Source organism: Pseudomonas sp. CNPSo 3701 (assembly GCF_028674975.1).
Classification (GTDB): domain Bacteria; phylum Pseudomonadota; class Gammaproteobacteria; order Pseudomonadales; family Pseudomonadaceae; genus Aquipseudomonas; species Aquipseudomonas straminea.
In genome coordinates this window covers 520,040-540,331 of record NZ_JAQZSI010000003.1, presented here as the reverse complement: position 1 = coordinate 540,331, position 20,292 = coordinate 520,040, and the positions used below count along the sequence as shown (strand labels likewise).

Annotated in this window: 18 protein-coding genes; 10 read left to right on the top strand and 8 right to left on the bottom strand. The window is 63.1% G+C overall.

The window, feature by feature from the left end; genetic code table 11:
* Positions 1-13 precede the first annotated feature (13 nt).
* Together PVA39_RS11755 and PVA39_RS11750 are read left to right on the top strand one after the other, a co-directional pair.
* Positions 14-331 carry an Mpo1-like protein gene (locus PVA39_RS11755; RefSeq protein ID WP_274124192.1) on the top strand — a complete coding sequence of 106 codons (318 nt, stop codon included), beginning with the start codon at positions 14-16 and terminating at the stop codon, positions 329-331.
* Between the two features lie 177 nt (positions 332-508).
* Complete coding sequence (locus tag PVA39_RS11750) at positions 509-1,891, top strand: adenylate/guanylate cyclase domain-containing protein (RefSeq protein WP_274124191.1); 1,383 nt, start codon at positions 509-511, stop codon at positions 1,889-1,891.
* A gap of 10 nt (positions 1,892-1,901) precedes the next feature.
* On the opposite strand, the gene PVA39_RS11745 is transcribed toward PVA39_RS11750, so the two are convergent.
* Both PVA39_RS11745 and PVA39_RS11740 read right to left on the bottom strand, forming a co-directional pair.
* The gene (locus PVA39_RS11745) at positions 1,902-2,945 is read right to left on the bottom strand and encodes a glycosyltransferase family 4 protein (RefSeq protein WP_274124190.1); all 1,044 of its coding nucleotides are present in this window, start codon (positions 2,943-2,945) and stop codon (positions 1,902-1,904) included.
* Positions 2,942-3,766, bottom strand: a complete 825-nt coding sequence (locus PVA39_RS11740; protein WP_274124189.1) for a UDP-2,3-diacylglucosamine diphosphatase — start codon at positions 3,764-3,766, stop codon at positions 2,942-2,944. The genes PVA39_RS11745 and PVA39_RS11740 overlap by 4 nt, the downstream gene beginning before the upstream one ends.
* A 167-nt stretch (positions 3,767-3,933) precedes the next feature.
* Between PVA39_RS11740 and PVA39_RS11735 the strand changes: the two genes are divergently transcribed.
* Both PVA39_RS11735 and PVA39_RS11730 read left to right on the top strand, forming a co-directional pair.
* Entirely contained in the window at positions 3,934-4,692 is a 759-nt protein-coding gene (locus PVA39_RS11735) for a helix-turn-helix transcriptional regulator (RefSeq protein ID WP_274124188.1), read from the top strand.
* 65 nt (positions 4,693-4,757) lie between these two features.
* Positions 4,758-5,093: a tRNA-binding protein gene (locus tag PVA39_RS11730; RefSeq protein WP_013791091.1), complete on the top strand. Its 336-nt coding sequence runs from the start codon at positions 4,758-4,760 to the stop codon at positions 5,091-5,093.
* A 122-nt stretch (positions 5,094-5,215) separates the two neighbouring features.
* Here the strand turns inward: PVA39_RS11730 and PVA39_RS11725 are convergent, their stop codons facing one another.
* The 5 genes from PVA39_RS11725 to recQ form a co-directional block, all read right to left on the bottom strand.
* A complete protein-coding gene (locus PVA39_RS11725) occupies positions 5,216-5,509 on the bottom strand; it encodes a SelT/SelW/SelH family protein (RefSeq protein WP_274124187.1) in 294 nt (97 codons plus the stop codon).
* A gap of 83 nt (positions 5,510-5,592) precedes the next feature.
* On the bottom strand, positions 5,593-7,695 hold the full coding sequence (locus tag PVA39_RS11720) for a FimV/HubP family polar landmark protein (protein ID WP_274124186.1): 2,103 nt from the start codon (positions 7,693-7,695) through the stop codon (positions 5,593-5,595).
* 235 nt (positions 7,696-7,930) lie between these two features.
* Positions 7,931-9,331 (bottom strand): DHA2 family efflux MFS transporter permease subunit, encoded by a 1,401-nt coding sequence (locus PVA39_RS11715; RefSeq protein WP_274124185.1) that lies wholly within the window; start codon positions 9,329-9,331, stop codon positions 7,931-7,933.
* On the bottom strand, positions 9,331-9,765 hold the full coding sequence (locus PVA39_RS11710) for a MarR family transcriptional regulator (RefSeq protein ID WP_027910608.1): 435 nt from the start codon (positions 9,763-9,765) through the stop codon (positions 9,331-9,333). The genes PVA39_RS11715 and PVA39_RS11710 overlap by 1 nt, the downstream gene beginning before the upstream one ends.
* Positions 9,766-9,874: 109 nt before the next feature.
* Positions 9,875-11,998, bottom strand: a complete 2,124-nt coding sequence (gene recQ / locus PVA39_RS11705; protein WP_274124289.1) for a DNA helicase RecQ — start codon at positions 11,996-11,998, stop codon at positions 9,875-9,877.
* Positions 11,999-12,234: 236 nt separating this feature from the next.
* Here recQ and PVA39_RS11700 point away from each other — a divergent pair, with 236 nt between their 5' ends.
* The 3 genes from PVA39_RS11700 (at position 12,235) to PVA39_RS11690 (ending at position 13,551) form a co-directional block, all read left to right on the top strand.
* A complete protein-coding gene (locus PVA39_RS11700; RefSeq protein WP_013791085.1) occupies positions 12,235-12,822 on the top strand; it encodes a UPF0149 family protein in 588 nt (195 codons plus the stop codon).
* Positions 12,823-12,838: 16 nt separating this feature from the next.
* On the top strand, positions 12,839-13,240 hold the full coding sequence (locus tag PVA39_RS11695) for a YbaN family protein (RefSeq protein ID WP_013791084.1): 402 nt from the start codon (positions 12,839-12,841) through the stop codon (positions 13,238-13,240).
* A gap of 80 nt (positions 13,241-13,320) precedes the next feature.
* Positions 13,321-13,551, top strand: coding sequence for a DUF6316 family protein (locus PVA39_RS11690; RefSeq protein ID WP_147176088.1), 231 nt, complete (start codon positions 13,321-13,323; stop codon positions 13,549-13,551).
* 31 nt (positions 13,552-13,582) lie between these two features.
* On the opposite strand, the gene pap is transcribed toward PVA39_RS11690, so the two are convergent.
* A complete protein-coding gene (gene pap, locus PVA39_RS11685) occupies positions 13,583-15,076 on the bottom strand; it encodes a polyphosphate:AMP phosphotransferase (RefSeq protein WP_274124184.1) in 1,494 nt (497 codons plus the stop codon).
* A gap of 156 nt (positions 15,077-15,232) precedes the next feature.
* Between pap and mnmC the strand changes: the two genes are divergently transcribed.
* The 3 genes from mnmC (at position 15,233) to PVA39_RS11670 (ending at position 20,236) form a co-directional block, all read left to right on the top strand.
* A complete protein-coding gene (mnmC, locus tag PVA39_RS11680) occupies positions 15,233-17,191 on the top strand; it encodes a bifunctional tRNA (5-methylaminomethyl-2-thiouridine)(34)-methyltransferase MnmD/FAD-dependent 5-carboxymethylaminomethyl-2-thiouridine(34) oxidoreductase MnmC (protein WP_274124183.1) in 1,959 nt (652 codons plus the stop codon).
* Positions 17,192-17,610: 419 nt separating this feature from the next.
* On the top strand, positions 17,611-18,063 hold the full coding sequence (locus PVA39_RS11675) for an REP-associated tyrosine transposase (protein ID WP_274124182.1): 453 nt from the start codon (positions 17,611-17,613) through the stop codon (positions 18,061-18,063).
* A gap of 403 nt (positions 18,064-18,466) precedes the next feature.
* Complete coding sequence (locus tag PVA39_RS11670) at positions 18,467-20,236, top strand: N-acetylglutaminylglutamine amidotransferase (protein ID WP_274124181.1); 1,770 nt, start codon at positions 18,467-18,469, stop codon at positions 20,234-20,236.
* Positions 20,237-20,292: the final 56 nt, after the last annotated feature.

Genomic DNA, 20,292 nt, shown 5'->3' with positions numbered 1-20,292 from the left:
ATAGGAAGTCGCAATGAGCAGCCAGCCCCGCGAGCGTTTTAGCTCCTTCGCCGAGTTCTATCCCTACTACCTGGAAGAGCACCGCCACCCGACCTGCCGGCGCCTGCACTATGCCGGCAGCCTGCTGGTGCTGGTCGTACTCGGCTATGTCCTGCTCAGCGGGCAGTGGCTGTGGCTAATGGCCCTGCCAGTGATCGGCTATGGCTTCGCCTGGGTCGGCCACTTCGCCTTCGAACGCAATCGCCCCGCCACCTTCCAGTACCCGCTGTATTCGCTGATGGGCGACTGGGTGATGCTCAAGGACATGCTCACCGGACGCATTCGTTTCTGAACGAACGGTCAAATGCAATTACCCACGCTGGGATTAGCGCCGTCATCGCATTGCGCCTTTGCCGACGGGCCCTGCAGCGTATATGATCCCCACTTTCCGCTGGCCCCGTCCGCACGCCGCTTGCAGCCTGGCGCTCGGTCATGCAGTCGGACTTTCAGCAGGGGTCGCCGTTAGCGCATGAGCACCAGTATTACCGCCGTACCAAACCTGCCCTCGTTGCTCACCCGCGAATATTATTCGCGGGTGCTGGCCTATCTTGCTGTGGCCGCGAGCGTAGCAGCCGGCACCTATGAGCAAGTGTTCAGCCACGGCCTGTTGTGGCTCGTGCCCTATGCGCTGCTCTACCCCCACCTGGCCCACTGGCTGAGCAAACGCTTTCGCGACGACCACCGACATCGCACACTGATGAGCCTGCTGTTCGTCGATGCCCTGCACTGTGGCGCATTTGCGGCACTGCTCGGGTTTTCGGTGGTACCCAGCCTGATGTTTCTGCTGACCCTGAGTTTCAGTACCCTGATAGTCGGTGGCTTGCGCGACATGAGTGTGGCGCTGCTGGTCGCCTTCAGCGGTACGCTGCTCACTGCCTCGCTCACCGACCTCCACGTGGCCCCCCAAACACCGGCGCTGGTGGCCCTGGTGAGCATCGCTTTCACCATCTTCTATATCTGCATCTCGGCCTATTTCGTGCACCAGCAGGGCATTCGCCTTGCTCAGGTACGACACCAGATCAAGGGCGAGCAGGAAAAGGCCGCACGCCTGGCTCGCAACCTCGCCAAATACCTGTCGCCCCAGGTGTGGGAGTCGATCTTCAGCGGCAAAAAGCACGTGCGCCTGGAAACCCAGCGCAAGAAACTCACCGTATTTTTTTCCGACATCCGCGGTTTCACCGAGCTGTCCGAGGAGCTAGAAGCCGAGGCCCTGACTGACCTGCTCAACACCTATCTCAACGAGATGTCGAAGATCTGCATGAAGTTCGGCGGCACCATCGACAAGTTCATCGGCGACAGCGTGATGGTGTTCTTTGGTGACCCGAGCAGCCAGGGTGCCAAGAAGGACGCCATGGCCGCGGTGTCGATGGCCATCGCCATGCGCAAGCATATGAAGGTGCTGCGCCAGCACTGGCGTGCTCAGGGCATTACCAAACCCCTGGAAATCCGCATGGGCCTCAACACCGGTTACTGCACGGTGGGCAACTTCGGTGCCGACACGCGCATGGACTACACCATCATCGGCCGCGACGTGAACCTCGCCAGCCGCCTGGAAAGCGCCGCCGAAGCCGGTGAGATCCTGATCTCCCACGAGACCTATTCGCTGATCAAGGACGTAATCATGTGCCGCGACAAGGGCCAGATAACCGTCAAGGGCTTCAGCCGCCCGGTGCAGATCTACCAGGTCGTGGATTTTCGCCGCGACCTGGGCGCCAGTTCCAGCTACATGGAGCACGAGTTGCCTGGCTTCTCCATGTACCTGGACACCAACGGCATCCAGAACTTCGACAAGGACCGGGTCATCGAGGCCCTGGAACAGGCCGCCGAAAAGCTTCGCGACAAGATCATGTAAGGCAGGCTGCTCAGCAGCTGCGCGCGATGACCTTATTCAGCTCACCACTAGCCGGTATGCCACTGAGCAGTGGCTGGCTGGCGAGAAACTCCACCGCCGACGCCCGCCACGATTGGCGCCCCGCCTCCTCGGCGCAGCGTGCACGATCCAGTTCCAACGCCGCCAGACAGGCGTCACGCAAGTTGGCGGCCAGCACGCCGGTCACGCCTGGCACCACCACATCCAGCGGCCCCGGCACGTTAAAGGCTGCCACCGGCGTGCCGCAGGCCTGGGCCTCGAGCATCACAAGGCCATAGGTGTCGGTTAGCGACGGAAACACCAGCACGCTGGCGCGCCGGTAGAAATCGGCTAGTGCCTCGCCGTGCTGATAGCCAAAGAATTTCACGCCCGGATACACCTGCTCCAGCATCCCGCGCTGCGGACCATCACCGACCACCCACTTCTCGCCCGGCAGTTGCAGATCGAGAAACGCCTGCAGATTCTTCTCTGCGGCGATGCGTCCGACATAGAGGAAGATCGCACTCACCGGTGCTGCCAGCTCGGGCCTGGGCGCGAAAAGCTGCGTATCCACGCCCTTGCGCCAGAGCATCAACCGCCGCAGCCCGCGCTCTGCCAAGCCAGCACGCAAGCGCTCGGTGCTGACCAGCACTGCCTGGCTGTGGCGATGAAAGCGCTGCAGGCAGGCATAGCCGACGCCCAGCCCGATCCAGCGGCAGCGCGCTGTCAGGTATTCGGGAAAGCGCGTATGCACCGCACTGGAAAAGGCCAGGCCGCGGCGCAGCAACCAACGCCTGGCGGCCCAGCCCAGCGGGCCTTCGGTGGCCAGGTGCACACAGTCGGGTGCGAACGCCTCGATGGCCGGGCCGACGCGCCACAGGTTCCAGGCCAGGGGAATTTCCGGATAGCTCGGGCATGGCACGCAGCTAAAGCGTTGCGGCGACAACACTTCCACCTGATGACCCATGTCGCGCAATTCCCCAACCAGCGCCAGCAGGCTGGTGACCACACCGTTGACCTGGGGTGCCCAGGCATCACTGACGATCAGCAGCCTCATGCCGCCGGCTCGATGACAGCCACCTTGGCGGCCTGCAGCTGCGCCAGACGCTGCTGCTCCTCGGCCAGACGGTAGAGCTCGATACGGCCGTCCGGATGTTCGATCAGCGCCGTGCAGGACTCCACCCAGTCACCACAGTTGAGGTACTCGACGTCGCCCAGCTTGCGGATTTCGGCATGGTGGATATGCCCGCACACCACGCCGTCGAAACCTCGACGCGCGCACTCATGAGTGATCGCCTCCTCGAAGTCGCTGATGAAGTTCACAGCCGTCTTCACCTTGTGCTTGAGGTAGGCCGACAGCGACCAATAGCCATAGCCGTAACGGCGCCGCCAGTGATTGAGCCAGCGGTTGAGCACCAGGGTTACGGTGTAGGCCGAGTCACCGAGAAAGGCCAGCCAGCGGTGGTAACGGGTGATCACGTCGAACTGGTCACCATGGATCACCAGCAGCTTGCGGCCATCGGCCGTCACATGCTCAGCCTCGTCGACCAGCTGGATATTGCCCAGCAGCAACTTTGAGTAACGGCGCAGGAATTCGTCGTGGTTGCCGGTGACGTAGATGACCTCGGTGCCGCGCTTGCTCATGGTCAGCAGGCGGCGGATCACGTTGGTGTGCGCCTGGGGCCAGTAGATGCCGCTGCGCAGCTTCCAGCCATCGATGATGTCTCCCACCAGATAGATCCGCTCGGCCTGGTAGCGCTTGAGAAACGCCGCCAGGTGTTCGGCCTGACTGTCGCGGGTCCCCAGATGCACGTCGGAGATCCATAGCGTGCGTACAGGTTGCTTGCGGCTCGGCCTTACCAGGGGTTCGATGCTCATCGGGCAGTCTCCGGCAGATTTTTGCCGAGCTTGCGCGAACGCAGTGAAACGATTGTGAACGCGCCGTGGCAATTCGATGACGACGGCGCGCTTCGCCTATGAGTGCGCCGGTGCACCCAACCTGCGATCCAGGGCGTAAACTGACGCGACCGTTCGAGGAATCCGCCATGTCAGCGCTCTTGTCAGTTCGCCATTACCATCAGGACATCGTCTGCCACGAGCACGATCACGCCCAGCTGGTGTTCGGTCTGAGCGGCCATCTGCAGTTCGAAGTGGCGGGCCACGGCAGTCACGTCAGCCGGCAAAGGCTGGCGGTGGTCCCCGCCGGTGCACGCCACGCCTGCGAGAGCCGCACAGGTAGCGAGTGCCTAGTGCTCGATATCCCGGCCGGCGACTGGCTGCAGCGCAATCTGGGTGATCATGCCGATGCCAGCCGCCGCCTGCTGGAAGCGCCAAACAAAGTCGAGCTGTCGGTAAACCAGAGTGGCCTGGTCAACTGGCTGGCCGCAAGCGCGGTCAAAGATCCGCTGATCGCCCGCCAGGGCGCCATTCTGCTACTGGCCAGTCTCAATGCACCAGTGGCACTCCTTCCCAGCCCGGCCCTGCCGCTGAGCGCACTGAACGCCTATATCGAGCGACATGCTGCCCACCCCATTCAGGTGGCGGACCTGGCGAGCCTCGCCGGGCTTTCCGCGGCACGCTTCCACCATCGTTTTATCGACGAGACCGGGCTCACGCCCATGGCCTACGTGCGCGACAAACGCCTGCGCCTGGGCCGCCAACTGCTGCACAACAGCCGTCTCAGCGTTGGCGAAATCGCTGCGCGGGTCGGCTACACCTCGCAAAGCGCCTTTACGGCCGCCCTCTCCAGACATTTCGGCGAGACACCCCGAGCGCTGCGCACGCGTGAGCCTGGCGACAAATAACAGCAGTTTTGCAACAGCTCTGTCTGTTCGCCGCCGTTACAGTGCGGCCAAAACAGGAGAGCATCATGCAGATCATCGAATGGCAAGACTTCGAGCGCGTCGAGCTGCGCGTCGGCACCCTCATCAGCGCAGCGCCCAACGAGAAGGCGACCAAGCCTGCCTATGTGCTGCAGGTCGATCTCGGCGAGCTGGGCATCCGCACCTCCAGTGCCCAGGTCACTGCCCATTACCGTGCCGACGAACTGGTCGGACGCCAAGTACTGTGCGTATGCAATTTCGCTCCCAAGCGCATTGCCGGTGTACGCTCAGAGGTGCTGGTCACCGGCGTCTACGACAGCGACGGCAAAGTGGTGCTGGCAGGCTTCGACAAGCCGCTGCCCAATGGCGCACGCCTGGCCTGAGCTGCAGACCAGACCGGGGAGCACGCCGTTCTGGAGCGCCAGCGAACAGCCCGCCATGACGAAGCACGGACGAAACGCTGCCCGGCAAGCCCTACGCTTCCAGGTTTCGAGGCTCTGCGGATTTAGCTCGCTACGGGGCGATCGTTATGGCCCAGGTCGCGGGCCGGATCAATCTGGTCGCGTACCCGCTGCTTGAGCACCTTGGCCTCTGGAAAGCCGCCGTCGGCCTTGCGTTCCCAGATCTCCACACCATTGCACTGAATACGAAAGGTACCGCCAGTGGCGGGTTCGAGGCTGACCCTGGCCAGGTCGTCAGCGAAGGTGGACAGCAACTCCTGCGCCAACCACGCCGCGCGCAGCAGCCACTGGCACTGAGTGCAATAGGTAATCGTTACTTCGGCTTTGCTGGTGCTCATGGGCTCACTCCAGTACAGCGGACGTTTACCAACGCCCATGAAAAAGCGCGGCCATGCCGCGCTCGGGTGAAGACAACAAGAATTCAGGCGATGCGCGCGAGCAGCTCGCGGGCTTCCTGTTTCTCTTCCTCGTCACCCTCGTTGATCACCTCGTTGAGGATGTCGCACGCGGCTTCCAGGTCATCCTGCTCGATGTAGGCCATGGCCAGGTTTAGCTTGGTGAGGTTCTCGTGATTGGTGACAAAGCGCTCGGCCTCTTCGGAGGCGTCTGCCGGCAGCTCGTCCAGCTCCAGCCACTCCTCCTGGGGGTCCTCTTCCTCGACCAGCATGGTGCCGGCAAACGGACTGTTCGCATCATGGCCGAAGATATCGCTCGAGGCGTTCTCGGGCGCAGCAGGCGGTATATCGGCCTCAGGGCCAGGGCGCTTCCTGCGCGAGGCGTTCTCGAAGGGGTTCACCAGATCCCAGTCGGCATCCAGCGACAGGTCATCGAGGTTGAGCTGAAAGTCGTCGTCCTGGGGCTTTTGCTCTGCTGGCATGTCGTCCAAATCGAGGGTCAGATCTTCCAGCGGGCCCAGAGACTCCAGCTCATCGACTGGCTGCGCAAACAGCGCGGGATAGCTGGCTTTAAGGGCATCAATACGCTCAGGATCGAAGCCGGATTCGCGTAGGCGCATTTCCTCTTCGGCGAAGGCCAGCGTGTTGCCCTGCTGCGCCAGCACTTCGAGCAGCCGGAAGCCGATATCCAAACGCTGTGGGTTGGCCTGAGAGGCCTGGCGCAGCACGGACACCGCCTCACCCAGACGACCGTAAGCCAGGTAGATATTGGCAGCGTCCAGCGGATCAGTAGCACTGGTCTCCGTGCGCGGAGTGACTGGGGCACGAACCGGCGGCGGTACGTCGGCCTCGGCAGCGCGCGGCGCGATGATGACTGGCTCGACCGGTGCAGCTACAGGCGCCTGCATCGTAGGTGGCACGACCACCACCGGCTCAGCGACGGCTTCAGGATCGGGTTTGCGCTTGCGTTTGAACAACACCAGCAGCAACGCCAGCGCACCGAGCAACCCCGCCAGCAGGATGTTCCACAGATTCCAGAAACCTTCGGTCTGCGCCGGCTGTGCCGGGGCAGCAGCCGGCGATTGAGCCGGCTGTGCAGCGGCGCCTGGAGCGGCAGCCTGAGGTGCGGCCTCGGCAGGTGCAGCGGGCGCGGCTACTGGACGCTGTGCCAGTTGCTCGAGCAGCTGGGCGATCTGCTGATCGCGCGTTTCCATGCGCACCATCATGTCCTTCAACTGGTTCTGGACGGTCAGCAGATCCTGTTGCAGCTGAAGGTTCTCGGCAGTGCGGTTGGCAACCTCTTCCTCGACACGGCGAATCTGCGCCAGCACTTCCACCTGTGGTTCGGCAGGCTGCTGGGGCGCGGTGTCGGGGATTATCTCTGCCGGTGCGGCGGGCTGCGTCGGTGTCGCGGCGTCGGCAGGCTTGACCGGCGCGGCCTCGGCTATCCGCGCATGATCAGGCAGCAACAACGAAGCACCGGCACGCAGGCGATGGATATCGCCATTGGTGAAGGCTTCGGGGTTCAGCGCATGAATGTCGAGCATCAGATCTTGCAGCGACGACTTGTCGCCATCGACCCGCAGCTTGGACGCTATCGTCCACAGGCTCTCGCCACTGGCCACCCGATAGCGCTCACCCCGGCTTGCAATCGGCGTGCGGCGTGGCGGCGCGTAAGAAGTGAATTGCTCGTCGCCCACCTGTGCAGCCTGGCTGGTGTAGGCCGAAGAAGACGGCGGATCGAGCAACACCGTGTATTCGCGCAGCAACTGCCCACCGGGACGCTTCAGCTCGACGATGAAATTCAGGTAAGGCTCGCGCACTGGCTGATTGGACACCACGCGCACAACGCTCTTGCCGCCGCGCAACAACGGGCTGAAACGCAGGTCATTGAGGAAATAGACGCGATCCACACCCGCTTGGTTGAAGGCATCGGCCGGCGCCAGCGCGACCTTGATGTCCGACGCGGTCATGTCATCACCTACCGCCAGCAACTCGATTTCGGCGTTCAAAGGCTGGTTGAGCGCCGAATGCAGGGTGATCTCACCCAGCCCCAGCGCAGGCGCCAGCCCCGAATAAAACGCCGAGCTCGATGCCAGGCCGATCAATAGATGACGAACACGAGTCATAAAAGCTCCCGGTAACTCCGCTCGAAAAACAGTTGCAGTGGCTCCAACCGGGCCTAAGGTTCTGCAAGGTACGGCGTAGCATAGCTGCCTCGGCAAACGTTCCCTGCTTTACCGAGTAATGAGTATGGCCAAAATTCAACGACTTGCGACTTTCAGACGTGCCGCCCCCAATAGGGTTCAGCAATTCGCCATCATACGCATAAAGCCAGAAAAGCGGCTAGTTATGTAAATAACGTCAACGTTGTGACGGACGCAGGTTCCAGGCCGCCAATATCGTCACCGCAAACAGTGCACCCATAAGCCAGAAACTCTGTTGAAACGCCGCTACCTCGCCAGCGAAATCGCCACCTTCCTGGCGATGGCGCCACTCCAAAAAGAAGGTCAGCAGGTTCACACCGAAAGCCCCGCCCAACTGCCGTACAAAGGTGATAGCACCTGCGCCGTGGGGCACTTGCTCGCGGTCAAGCGCATCCAGCGCGCCGGTGGTCAGCGCCGGCAGCAGGATGCCCAGACCGATCCGTCCGATGCAGGCCCAGAAACACAGCACCACAAACGATGCCCCCGGATCCAGCCAGCCAAGGCCGATGGACGACACCACCAACGCCAGCAAGCCGGCGACCAGCAGCACGGCGCTAGACAGATGGTCGCTCAGGCGCCCCCCCATGAACGACGCAATCCCCATGACCAGTCCGGTGGGCAAGAGCAACAATCCTGCCCAGCCCGCGCTGTAGCCTTCGACGGCCTGCACATGCAGCGGGATGATGTAGGTAGTGCCATATAGCCCCATACCGAGGGCCAGCGCCACCCAGCTTGCCTTGCGAAAACCCGCGTGTCGCCAAAGCGCCAGCGGCAACAAAGGTTGGTGGCTGAAGCGGCTACGCCACAGAAAACCGGCGACAGCCAACAGACCAACCAGCCCTGCCCCCCAAACCCGCGGCTCGCCCCAAGGGAAACGCTGAGCTTCGGCGAGGGCACCCAGGGTCGCGAATAAACCCACGTTCAAAAGCAAGAAGGCCCAAAGATCAAGAAACGGCGTGCGGCGCTCGCGCTCGTTGGGCATTAGAAAAAGCCCGGCCAGCATAGCGAGCACGCACATAGGCAGCGGCAGCCAGAACACCGCATACCAGCCAAACCCATCGACCAGATAACCCCCGATGGTCGGCCCAAGCGTCGGCGCGATCATCACCCCAAGCCCGTAGGCACCCAGCGCAGCACCGCGACCGCCGCCGGCGAACACCCGGAAGATGAGCACCATGGCCAGCGGCTGAACGATACCGGCGCACAGGCCCTGAATGATACGCAGGGTGATCAACTGCCAGGCAGCGCTAGCGACCAGAGCAAGCAGCGAAGTAAGGATGAAAATGGCAAGACCGGCTTGCGCCGTCGCCCTGGCGCCGAAGCGCGCCTGAGCCCATGCGGAGAGCAACAGTCCGGAGGTCATCGAAGCGAGAAAGCCGGTGGACAGCCACTGGGCCAGCGGGCGGCCGATGCGAAAGTCGGCCATGATCGCCGGCAGCGCGACGTTGACACTGGTCGAGGCCAGGATCATCGCCATGCTGCCGAGCATCAACACGATCAACAGGTAATTGGGATAGCGCGGCCCGTAACGTCTCTGCAGCAGAGACAGGTCCTGCATCAACGCCGCTCCAGATTGCCCAGAATGCGCGCGTGCACCTGTTGGCAGCGGCGCAGATCTTCCTGGTCGATGCCGGCGAACAGCTCCTCACGCAGCTGCGTGGAAATCGCTTCGATCTTCTCGATCAAAGGCTTGGCAGCCGGACACAGGGCGATCTTCTTGGCGCGGCGGTCTTCGGGTACCGCATGGCGTACCACCAGCCCCTGAGCTTCGAGGCTATCGAGCAGCCGGGCCAATGTCGGCCCTTCTACCCCGACGCTCTGCGCCAGCTCACGCTGGGTCGGCAGCTCGGCGAAGCGGCCGATATGCAGCAACACCAGCCAGCGTGCCTGGGAAAGGCCCAGGCCGGCGAGTCGACGGTCGAGTTCTGCGCGCCAGGCGCGGGACATTTGCGCCACCTGCATGGCGAAGCGATGGGGTTCGGCTGGAGACATGAAGGTCACTCTTGGAATTATCAAAAACTAATTATTAGCGAGCTAACCATAGCTTTTGACGGAGAGCAAGATTTCAGTCGCAACGAGGCAAGCTTGCGTCGCCGCTTTATCAGGCTTCGAACTCGGCTTGCAACGCGGCGCGTACGCAATGCAGAACGCCCTCTTCTATCCGACCGGCAAACAGCGGACTGACCTCGGCGACTGACGGCAGCTCACCCTCGCCATCGAGAAAGGCGTCCTGAATCTCGCCCAGAAACTCCTCGGGCAGATCGAGGGCCTGCTGCAGGGAGATCTGCTGCTCGGCGATGGCTTCGGCGAGCATCGCGTAGGCGCTTTTCGGGCTGCAATTCAGCTGGCTGGCGATCTGAGTCGGTGTCATGCCGGCACGAGCCAGGCTGACCAGTTCGTGACGCAGGTCGGCTACCGGCGCTGGACTATCGCCGCCGGCCAGCACTTCCAGGAAGGCTTCGCCGTAACGCTCCAACTTGCGTGCACCAACACCACTGACCCTCGCCATCTCAGCCAGGGTGGTCGGCTTGCTACGCAGCATCTCCAGCAGTGTGGCGTCGGGGAAGATCACATAAGGCGGCACCGCGTGTTCTTCTGCCAGACGCTTGCGCAGCGCGCGCAGCGCTTCCCACTGCTCGCGCTCGTCGCCACGTACCAGTTGCCGTGCGGCGCTGCCGGAGGCCTTGGCGCTCTGCTGGGGCTTGAGGTCACGGCGCAGCTGCAGACTTACTTCACCGCGCAGCAGCGGGCGGCAGCTGTCGGACAAACGCAGACCACCGAAACCTTCCAGGTCGACATCGGCCAAGCCGCGGGCAACCAACTGACGGAACAAAGAACGCCATTCGCCGTCGCTGAGCGCGCTGCCCACGCCGAAGACCGACAGGTGCTGATGACCGAGGCCGCGCATCTTCTCGTTGTCGCGGCCCAGCAGAATATCCACCAGATGGCCAACGCCATAGCGCTGGCCGCTGCGATAGATCGCTGACAGCGCCTGACGGGCCGGCTCGGTGGCGTCCCAGGTCTGTACGCCGTCGGTACAGTTGTCGCAATGCCCGCAGGGTTGCGGCAGTTCTTCGTCGAAATAGGCCAGCAGTACCTGGCGGCGGCAGCGGGTTTCCTCGCACAGCGCCAGCATGGCGTCGAGTTTGTGTTGCTCCACGCGCTTGTGGCGCTCGTCGCCTTCGGAATTGGCGAGCATCTGCTTGAGGAAAATCATGTCCTGCAGGCCGTAGGCCATCCAGGCATCGGCCGGCAGCCCATCGCGCCCAGCGCGACCGGTTTCCTGGTAGTAGGCTTCCAGCGACTTGGGCAGATCCAGATGCGCGACGAAGCGCACGTTGGGCTTGTCGATGCCCATGCCGAAGGCGATGGTCGCCACCATGATCAGGCCTTCCTCGTTGAGAAAGCGCTTCTGGTTGAAGGCCCGCAACTCGGCCGGCAGGCCGGCGTGATACGGCAACGCTGGGAAGCCCTGTTCGGTGAGGAAGCTCGCCACTTCCTCGACCTTCTTGCGTGACAAGCAATAGACGATGCCGGCATCTCCCTTGCGCGCCGCCAGGAACGCCAGCAGCTGTTTGCGTGGCTGCTCCTTGGGCACGATGCGGTAGAAGATGTTGGGGCGGTCGAAGCTCGACAGAAAGCGCTCGGCGTTCTGCAGGTGCAGGCGATTGACAATTTCCTCGCGGGTGCGCATGTCCGCGGTCGCCGTCAGGGCGATGCGCGGTACCTCGGGGAATAGTTCGGCCAGCTGACCCAGCTGCAGGTATTCAGGGCGGAAGTCGTGGCCCCACTGCGACACGCAATGGGCTTCGTCGATGGCGAACAGGGCGATCTGCAGCTGGCGCAGAAAGTCCAGCATGCGCGGCTGCACCAGCCGTTCCGGTGCGAGATAGAGCATCTTGATCTCGCCGCGGCGGATGCGCGCGGCGATATCGCGCTGCTGCTCGGCTTCCAGGGTCGAGTTCAGCGCCACAGCGGCCACGCCCAGTTCTTCCAGGGTGGCCACCTGATCGTCCATCAGCGCGATCAGCGGCGAGACCACCACCGCCAAGCCGTCACGCAGCAGCGCTGGAACCTGGAAACACAGCGACTTGCCACCACCGGTGGGCATCAGCACCAGCGCATCGCCGCCGCTGGCCACGCGCTCGATGATCGCGCCCTGGCGACCCCGGAAGCTGTCATAGCCAAATACGTCTTTGAGGATGCGTTGCGCCTGCTCGAGCATGTAGGGTCTCCGAATCAAGCGGCGCATTATACGCACCTGGGCCGCGAGGTGCGGCCTTGCAGACAGTGTTTACCTGCAACTCTGCCTGCCGGCGCCGGTCTGCACTTGCAGGCTCGCTGAAAAACTCGCACCAGGCGGTCGCCGACTGTTTTGAGCGGCGGCAACGCAACGCAGATAGTTTTTCGGCAGCCTGCTAGAATCCAGCCTCGTTTACTTCTTCCTCAAGGTAGCCACTGATGTCCTTCGCCGAGCAACTGTCCCGCCTGCAAGCCTTTCTCGATGCCGATGATCTGCATGAAGAGGCTCTGGACTATGTCGCCGCCCATGGCTACCTGACGGCGCTGTCCATCTGCCCGGAAAAGATCGAGCCACGCGAGTGGATCGACGCCCTGTTCTCCGAGCCGCCGCACTACCGCAGTGACGAGGAGCGCGACGAGATCGAAGCCACCCTGATCCAGCTGCAGGCCCATATCGCCCGCCAACTGGCCAGCGATGACGAGCCGGAAGTGCCGTGCGATCTCGATCTGGGCGACGAACCCGACGACTCGGACCTGCGCGGCTGGTGCATCGGCTTCATGGAGGGCGTGTTCCTGCGCGAAAGCGTGTGGTTCGACGACGCCGAAGACGAAGTAAGCGAACTGCTGCTGCCGATCATGGTCGGTTCGGGCCTGTTCGACGAACAGCCGGAATTCGCCGAAATCGCCCGTGACCGCGACCTGGTCGACAGCATGGTCGATCAGATCCCCGAGTTGCTGACTGCCCTGTTCCTGCTGTGCAACGCCCCCGACGAGAAGCCGGCGCTGCTCAAGCCTCGCCACCACTAACAGCGCCGCCATCGTCATGGCGCGCGAACCCTTCGAGACACGCAACCCGCTGCTGCGCTATTGCCTGCTGACCATCGGCTGGCTGAGCGTGGCGTTGGGCGTGCTCGGCATCTTCCTGCCACTGCTGCCCACCACGCCGTTCCTGCTGCTCGCTGCGGCTTGCTTCATGCGCAGCTCCAAGCGCTTCTACCTGTGGCTGGTCGAGCACCCGCGGTTGGGGCCGTGGATTCGCGACTACCTGGCCGGCGAAGGCATCCCGCGCAAGGCCAAGATCTACGCCATCAGCCTGATGTGGCTGAGCATCGGCATTTCCTGCGCGCTGGTGCCGCTGATCTGGGCACGTCTGTTCATGCTGACCAGTGCCGTACTGGTCAGCCTGTACATCCTCAAGCAGAAAACCTTGCCGGATCGCCGTTAAACCTCAGTTCTGAGGTCATCCGGCAAGCTTGCCAAGCGCAGCTACACTGCATGAAGCTCGGCACACCTGAGGCGCCTTCCATGGCAAGCATCCAGCGCGCACAAGACACTCGCCAGACCACTTATTTTCGCAGCGAGCGGATCAGCACCATCAATGGCCACTTCTTTTTCAGCACCCGCGAAGGCACGCTGGAAGGCCCCTACTTTTCTCGCGACGAGGCCGAGCGCCAGGTGCCGCGCTATATCGCGCGCATGCTGCAATCCCAGGCCATTCTCGACAGCCGCAACCGCGAGAACGACCTGAGCGGGTAAGCGCTGCGGCTGCGAACATCGCCTCTAGAGATCAATGCCTGGCCTTCTCGAACGCCGCCTCCAGCGCATCGTTGATCGTACGCAACACCTTGACCCGGGCGAACTGCTTGTCGTTGGCCTCGACCAGTGTCCAGGGCGCCAGCCGGGTGCTGGTACGATCGACCATATCGCCAACCGCTTCGCGGTACAGCGGCCACTTCTCGCGGTTGCGCCAATCTTCCTCGGTGATCTTGAAGCGTTTGACCGGATTGTTCTCGCGCTCGCGAAAACGCTGCAGCTGGGTTTTCTCGTCGATGGCCAGCCAGAACTTCACCAGCACCACGCCAGCGTTGCTCAGCTGTTCCTCGAAGTCATTGATCTCCCCATAGGCGCGCAGCCAGTCCTCGGCCGCGCAGAAGCCCTCCACCCGCTCCACCAGCACCCGGCCGTACCAGGAGCGATCGAACACCGTGAACTTGCCGCGCGCGGGGATATGCCGCCAGAAACGCCACAGATAAGGTTGCGCGCGCTCTTCCTCGGTTGGCGCGGCGACCGGCACGATGCGGTACTGGCGCGGATCCAGCGCCGCTGCCACCCGGCGAATGGCTCCGCCCTTGCCGGCCGCGTCGTTACCCTCGAACACCGCGACCAGCGCGTGGCGGCGCATGCGCTTGTCGCGCATCAGTTGGGCCAGGCGCGCCTGCTCCTGCACCAGTTGCTCACGGTAGTCGGCCTTGCCGAGATGCACGCCCATATTCAGGCTGTCGAGCAAACTGCGCTCATCGGTGCGCGTCATGAGCGGCGTGGTGTGCGGCAGCGGCTCCCGCTCGGCGCTGTTGCGCAGTGCAGCCTGCAAACCTTCGAGCAGGATGCGCCCGACCGTCAGGCTGCGGTAATTGGCATCGGCACCGGCGACGATGTACCAGGGCGCGTAATCACGGCTGGTGCGCCGCAACACGTCTTCGCCGGCGCGAACGAACTTGTCGTAGGTCTTCGATTGCTGCCAGTCCAGCGGGCTCAGGCGCCAGCTGTGCAGCGGATCGTCCTTCAGTGTTTCCAGCCGCTTGAGCATCTGTTTCTTGGACAGATGGAACCAGAACTTGAAGATCAGCGTACCTTCGTTGCAGAGCATCTGCTCCAGGCCCAGCGCGCCCTCGATGGCGCCGTTGAGCTGATCCTTCTTCAGGTCGCCGTGCACCCGGCCCTGCAGCATCTGGCTGTACCAGTTGCCGAAGAAAATGCCTATGCGTCCTTTGGGCGGCAGTTGTCGCCAGTAGCGCCAGGCCGCCGGCCGGGCCAGCTCTTCGTCGGTCTGCTGGTCGAAGGTGCTGACCTGAATCAGGCGCGGGTCCATCCACTCGTTGAGCAGCTTCACCGTCTCGCCCTTGCCCGCACCCTCGATGCCATTGATCAGGATGATCACCGCATGCCGGCCCTGCTCGCGCAGCGCGTACTGGACTTCGAGCAACGCCTCGCGCAGCACCTGCTCTTCGGCGGCGAACGTGGCCTTGTCGATGACGTGGTCGATCTCGGCGGACTCGAACATAAGCACCTCTTCCTGAACGGTGCATGCAGACTAGGGGCCGTTCGCCGTCCAGCGCAAGTGACGGCGCTCGACGCTAGCGCTGCAGCAAGCCGACGCATCACGGCTCTGCCCTCGCCCTGCTAGAATCGCCGCCCTGCCCGCTACAGACACCCGACCATGGCCGACCAATACGCACAACTCGACTGGGACGAACAGGGCTTGCCCTCCTCGCGCCAGTACGCGGACGTCTACTTTTCCCGGGAAAACGGCCTGGAAGAGACGCGCTACGTGTTTCTGGACAACAACGACCTGCCGCGACGCTTCGCCGCCCTGCAGCCGGGCGAGAAGCTGGTGGTCGGCGAAACCGGCTTTGGCACCGGGATGAATTTCCTTTGCGCCTGGCAGTTGTTCGATGAGCAGGCAGCCGCCGACGCACGTCTGCATTTCGTCAGCGTCGAGAAACACCCGCTCAGCGAAACGGATCTGCAGCGTGCCCTGGCGCTATGGCCGGCCCTGGAGCGCTACAGCCAGCAGTTGCTCCAGGCGTATCGCTGCCTGAACCCGGGCTTCCAGCGCCTGGTTTTCGATGATGGCCGCGTGGTGCTGACGCTGATTGTCGGCGATGCACTGGCCATGCTGCCGCAGCTCGATGCACGCATCGATGCCTGGTTTCTCGACGGCTTCGCACCCTCGAAAAACCCCGAGATGTGGACGCCCGAGCTGTTTGCGCAACTAGCCAGGCTGAGCGCGCCGGGCACCACCCTGGGCACCTTTACCGCCACCGGTTACGTGCGCCGCGGCCTGATCGAGTCGGGCTTCGCCATGAAACGCGTGCCCGGGCTCGGCAAGAAATGGGAAGTGATGTGCGGCGCCTTCACCGGCCAGGCCTCCAATCAGGCCAAGCCCTGGTTTGCGCGCCCCAATCAACATCGCCAGGAACGACGCGCCCTGGTGATAGGCGCCGGCCTGGCCGGCTGCGCCACGGCTGCCAGCCTGGCCAAACGCGGCTGGCAGGTCACCGTGCTGGAGCGTCATGGCGCCGCGGCCCAGGAAGCCTCGGGCAACCCTCAGGGCGTCCTGTACCTCAAGCTGTCTGCCCATGGCACGGCGTTGTCGCGGCTGATCGTCGATGGCTTCGGCTACACCCGTCGGCTGCTCGAACGCCTGCACAAGGGTCAGGATTGGGACGATTGTGGCGTGCTGCAACTGGCCTTCGACGAGCGCGAGGCCCAGCGCCAGGCCAAGCTTGCGGCCGCCTTCCCGAGTACGCTGCTCCGCTGCCTAGACCGCCAGCAGGCCGAGTTGCAGGCCGGCATCGGCCTGGCCACTGGCGGCTTGTTCTACCCCGACGCAGGCTGGGTGCACCCACCAGCGCTGTGCACGCAGTTGCTCGACCACCCGGCAATCCGCCTGAAGTGCCATCAGGAGGCCCTGGCGCTCGAACATCTCGACGGCCAATGGCGGGCGCTGAGTGATCAGGAGATATTGGCTGAAGCGCCAGTCGTGGTGATCTGCAGCGCGGCGGATACCCTGCGCTTCGCGCAGAGTGCGCATCTGCCGCTCAAGCGCATCCGCGGGCAGATCAGTCGGCTGCCGGCCTCACTACGCAGCGCCGAGTTGAGCACCGTGGTGTGCGCCGAAGGCTATGTCGCGCCGGAGCGCCAAGGCGAACACACCCTGGGCGCCAGCTTCAACTTCGACAGTGACGACCTCACGCCGAGCAGCGCCGAACATGCCAGCAATCTGGATCTGCTGCGGGAAATCTCCAGCGACCTGGCCGCACGCCTCGACGCCGACACCCTCGATCCGACCACCTTGCAGGGTCGCGCCGCCTTTCGCTGCACCAGCCCGGATTACCTGCCGATCATCGGCCCGCTGGCCGACGCCGAACAGTTCGCCACCGCCTACGCCGTGCTGGCCCGTGACGCCCGCCAGGTTCCGCCAATCCCCTGCCCCTGGCAGCAAGGCCTGTACATCAACAGCGGCCACGGCTCCCGCGGCCTGATCACCGCCCCGCTATCCGGCGAACTGATCGCCGCCTGGCTGGAAAACGAGCCGCTACCAGTGCCCCGCGACGTCGCCGATGGCTGCCACCCCAATCGGTTTATGCTGCGCCAGTTGATTCGTAAAAGCTGAGCTGGCTAAACGCTCTATCCCATCCGCCGCGGGGCGCGGCTCCTGCACGATCGTATGCAACCCGCCACCCGCGTAGGAGCGCCGCCCCGGCGCGAAAAATTGCGGCCTTACTGCGATACAGCGTCGTGCCCACGATTCGCCGCGGAGCGCGGCTCCTACACGATCGAATGCAACCCACCGCCCGCGTAGGAGCGCCGCCCCGGCGCGAAAGCGATTGTGGCCTTGCTGCGATACAGAATCGTGCCCACGATTCGCCGCGAGGCGCGGCTCCTACACGATCGTATGCAACCCACCACCCGTGTAGGAGCGCCGTCCCGGCGCGAAAAATTGTGGCCTTGGTGCGATACCACGGCCTTTAGCCATGATTCGCTGCAGCATCTAGACTTCCAAATACACAGGTTCCAAGGATGGACTCACAAATGAATATCAAACATAGCGCCAGCCATCGGCTCCGCGCGGGACGATGGTCAGCGACTGGCCAGTACTACCTCGTGACCACAGTCACAGCCGGCAGAAAACCTATTTTTAGTGATTTCTACCTGGCAAGAATGCTGATTCAGACAATTCGGCAGGACGCACTCAAAGGGTTCCACAAAACCCTCTGCTATGTGGTGATGCCAGATCACCTGCACTGGCTTGTAGAGCTACGGCAAGGGACGCTTTCACAACTGGTCGGCAGGATAAAATCGCTGTCCGCGAAGCGCCATGGTGGGCGAACCTGGCAAAAGGGCTTTCATGACCATGCTTTACGCAAGGAAGAAGATGTGCTCGGCGTAGCACGGTATATCGTCGCGAACCCCATACGTGCCGGGTTGGTCACGCGTGCAGGCGATTATCCACATTGGGACGCAATCTGGCTTTGCAGCGAATGATTGCAGCCTTGCTGCGATACAGAATCGTGCCCACGATTCGCCGCCGGGCGCGGCTCCTACACATTCGCATGCAGTCCACCTCCCGCGTAGGAGCGCCGCCCCGGCGCGAAGCGATTGCGGAGCGATTGCGGAGCGATTGCGGAGCGATTGCGGCCTTGCTGCGATGCAGCGGCGGCCTCGGTCACCTGCCGCTTTCAGACCATTTTATTGAACATTCACAGCATACAGGGACTCGAAAAAACTCGAGCCTGCTGCGCTGCCTACCCGCGCGCGGCAGCTTTTTCAATGCTCGATCGTCTCCGGCGCGCCCTGGAGCGCACTGGAACTCAGAACCGGTACACCACTGGTACGGACTGACGTTAAGGAGGAACAGAGCCCAGGAAGCATGCGGGCTTTATAGACTATGTGCGGAATAGCAGGCGAACTTCGATTCGATAACCAACCGGCCGATCTGGCTGCCGTTGAACGCATCACTCACCACCTCGCCCCTCGCGGCCCGGATGCCCATGGCTTCCATAGCCGCGGCCCCGTCGCCTTTGGCCACCGCCGGCTGAAGATCATGGATCTCGCCGAAGCTTCGGGCCAGCCGATGATCGATAATGATCTCGGCCTGTCGATGGTCTTCAATGGCGCCATCTACAACTACCCGGAACTGCGCAGCGAGCTGGAAAAAATCGGCTACCGCTTCTTCTCCGGTGGCGATACCGAGGTGCTGCTCAAGGGTTATCACGCCTGGGGCGCCGACCTGCTGCCCAAGCTCAATGGCATGTTCGCCTTCGCCGTTTGGGAGCGCGATAGCCAGCAGCTGTTCATCGCTCGCGATCGTCTGGGCGTGAAGCCTCTGTACCTTTCTAAGACCAAGGATCGCCTGCGCTTCGCCTCCAGCCTGCCTGCGCTGCTCAAAGGCGGCGACATCGGCAAGACCCTCGATCCTATTGCGCTCAACCACTACCTGAACTTCCACGCAGTGGTTCCAGCCCCACGCACCATCCTCGCTGGCGTGGAAAAACTGCCGCCGGCCACCTGGATGCGTATCGACACCGACGGCAAGGTCGAGCAAAAGGTCTGGTGGACGCTGAACTTCGGCCCGAATGCCGACGAAGCCAACTTCACCTTCGAAGACTGGCGCGACGCCACCCTCGACAGCATGCGCGAAGCGGTCGAAATCCGTCAGCGCGCTGCCGTGGACGTTGGCGTGCTGCTTTCCGGTGGCGTCGACTCCAGCATGCTGGTCGGCCTACTGCGCGAGGCGGGTGTCGAAAACCTGCTGACCTTCTCCATCGGTTTCCAAGATGCCGGTGGCGAGCGTGGCGACGAATTCCAGTATTCGGACCTCATCGCCAAGCGCTTCGAAACCCAGCATCACCAACTGCGCATCGGCGAGAACGAGATTCTCGACCAGCTGCCGGCAGCCTTCCGCGCCATGAGCGAACCGATGGTCAGCCACGACTGCATCGCTTTCTACCTGCTCTCCCGCGAAGTGGCCAAGCACTGCAAGGTGGTGCAGAGCGGCCAGGGCGCCGACGAGCTGTTCGCCGGTTACCACTGGTACCCGCTGGTCGACGGTGCGGACGACGCCTACAGCGCCTATCGCAAGGCCTTCTTCGACCGCGAGCACGACGAGTACGCCGCCTGCGTACAGCCCGCCTGGCTGACCGACGACGTCTCCGGCGAGTTCGTTCGCCAGCACTTCGCACAGCCGGGCGCCAGCGCTGCCGTGGACAAGGCCTTGCGCCTGGACAGCACGGTGATGCTGGTCGACGATCCGGTCAAACGCGTAGACAACATGACTATGGCTTGGGGACTCGAGGCGCGCACGCCGTTCCTTGATTACCGCGTGGCGGAGCTGTCGGCGCGTATTCCCGCCCAGTTCAAACTGCCGGAAGGCGGCAAGTACGTGCTCAAGGAAGCGGCCCGCAAGGTGATCCCTTCCGAGGTGATCGACCGCAAGAAGGGTTACTTCCCGGTACCGGGCCTCAAGCATCTGGAAGGCGCCACCCTGGGCTGGGTACGCGACCTGCTGGTCGACCCGGCTCATGACCGCGGCATCTTCAACCCGCAGATGCTCGACCGCCTGCTCACTGACCCGCAAGGCCAGCTGACGCCGCTGCGCGGCTCCAAGCTCTGGCAGATGGCGGCCTTGAACCTGTGGTTGAGTGAACAGGGCCTGTAACGACGAATCGGGGGAGCTGCGACTCCCCCGTTCCCCGACTGGAATGGCCGCGTCCG

What these genes read in the sequence shown, in the direction of transcription:
- PVA39_RS11755 (WP_274124192.1), top strand. Translation starts at nt 14, where the DNA reads ATGAGCAGCCAGCCCCGCGAGCGTTTTAGCTCCTTCGCCGAGTTCTAT.
- PVA39_RS11750 (WP_274124191.1), top strand. Translation starts at nt 509, where the DNA reads ATGAGCACCAGTATTACCGCCGTACCAAACCTGCCCTCGTTGCTCACC.
- PVA39_RS11745 (WP_274124190.1), bottom strand. Translation starts at nt 2,945, where the DNA reads ATGAGGCTGCTGATCGTCAGTGATGCCTGGGCACCCCAGGTCAACGGT.
- PVA39_RS11740 (WP_274124189.1), bottom strand. Translation starts at nt 3,766, where the DNA reads ATGAGCATCGAACCCCTGGTAAGGCCGAGCCGCAAGCAACCTGTACGC.
- PVA39_RS11735 (WP_274124188.1), top strand. Translation starts at nt 3,934, where the DNA reads ATGTCAGCGCTCTTGTCAGTTCGCCATTACCATCAGGACATCGTCTGC.
- PVA39_RS11730 (WP_013791091.1), top strand. Translation starts at nt 4,758, where the DNA reads ATGCAGATCATCGAATGGCAAGACTTCGAGCGCGTCGAGCTGCGCGTC.
- PVA39_RS11725 (WP_274124187.1), bottom strand. Translation starts at nt 5,509, where the DNA reads ATGAGCACCAGCAAAGCCGAAGTAACGATTACCTATTGCACTCAGTGC.
- PVA39_RS11720 (WP_274124186.1), bottom strand. Translation starts at nt 7,695, where the DNA reads ATGACTCGTGTTCGTCATCTATTGATCGGCCTGGCATCGAGCTCGGCG.
- PVA39_RS11715 (WP_274124185.1), bottom strand. Translation starts at nt 9,331, where the DNA reads ATGCAGGACCTGTCTCTGCTGCAGAGACGTTACGGGCCGCGCTATCCC.
- PVA39_RS11710 (WP_027910608.1), bottom strand. Translation starts at nt 9,765, where the DNA reads ATGTCTCCAGCCGAACCCCATCGCTTCGCCATGCAGGTGGCGCAAATG.
- recQ (WP_274124289.1), bottom strand. Translation starts at nt 11,998, where the DNA reads ATGCTCGAGCAGGCGCAACGCATCCTCAAAGACGTATTTGGCTATGAC.
- PVA39_RS11700 (WP_013791085.1), top strand. Translation starts at nt 12,235, where the DNA reads ATGTCCTTCGCCGAGCAACTGTCCCGCCTGCAAGCCTTTCTCGATGCC.
- PVA39_RS11695 (WP_013791084.1), top strand. Translation starts at nt 12,839, where the DNA reads ATGGCGCGCGAACCCTTCGAGACACGCAACCCGCTGCTGCGCTATTGC.
- PVA39_RS11690 (WP_147176088.1), top strand. Translation starts at nt 13,321, where the DNA reads ATGGCAAGCATCCAGCGCGCACAAGACACTCGCCAGACCACTTATTTT.
- pap (WP_274124184.1), bottom strand. Translation starts at nt 15,076, where the DNA reads ATGTTCGAGTCCGCCGAGATCGACCACGTCATCGACAAGGCCACGTTC.
- mnmC (WP_274124183.1), top strand. Translation starts at nt 15,233, where the DNA reads ATGGCCGACCAATACGCACAACTCGACTGGGACGAACAGGGCTTGCCC.
- PVA39_RS11675 (WP_274124182.1), top strand. Translation starts at nt 17,611, where the DNA reads ATGAATATCAAACATAGCGCCAGCCATCGGCTCCGCGCGGGACGATGG.
- PVA39_RS11670 (WP_274124181.1), top strand. Translation starts at nt 18,467, where the DNA reads ATGTGCGGAATAGCAGGCGAACTTCGATTCGATAACCAACCGGCCGAT.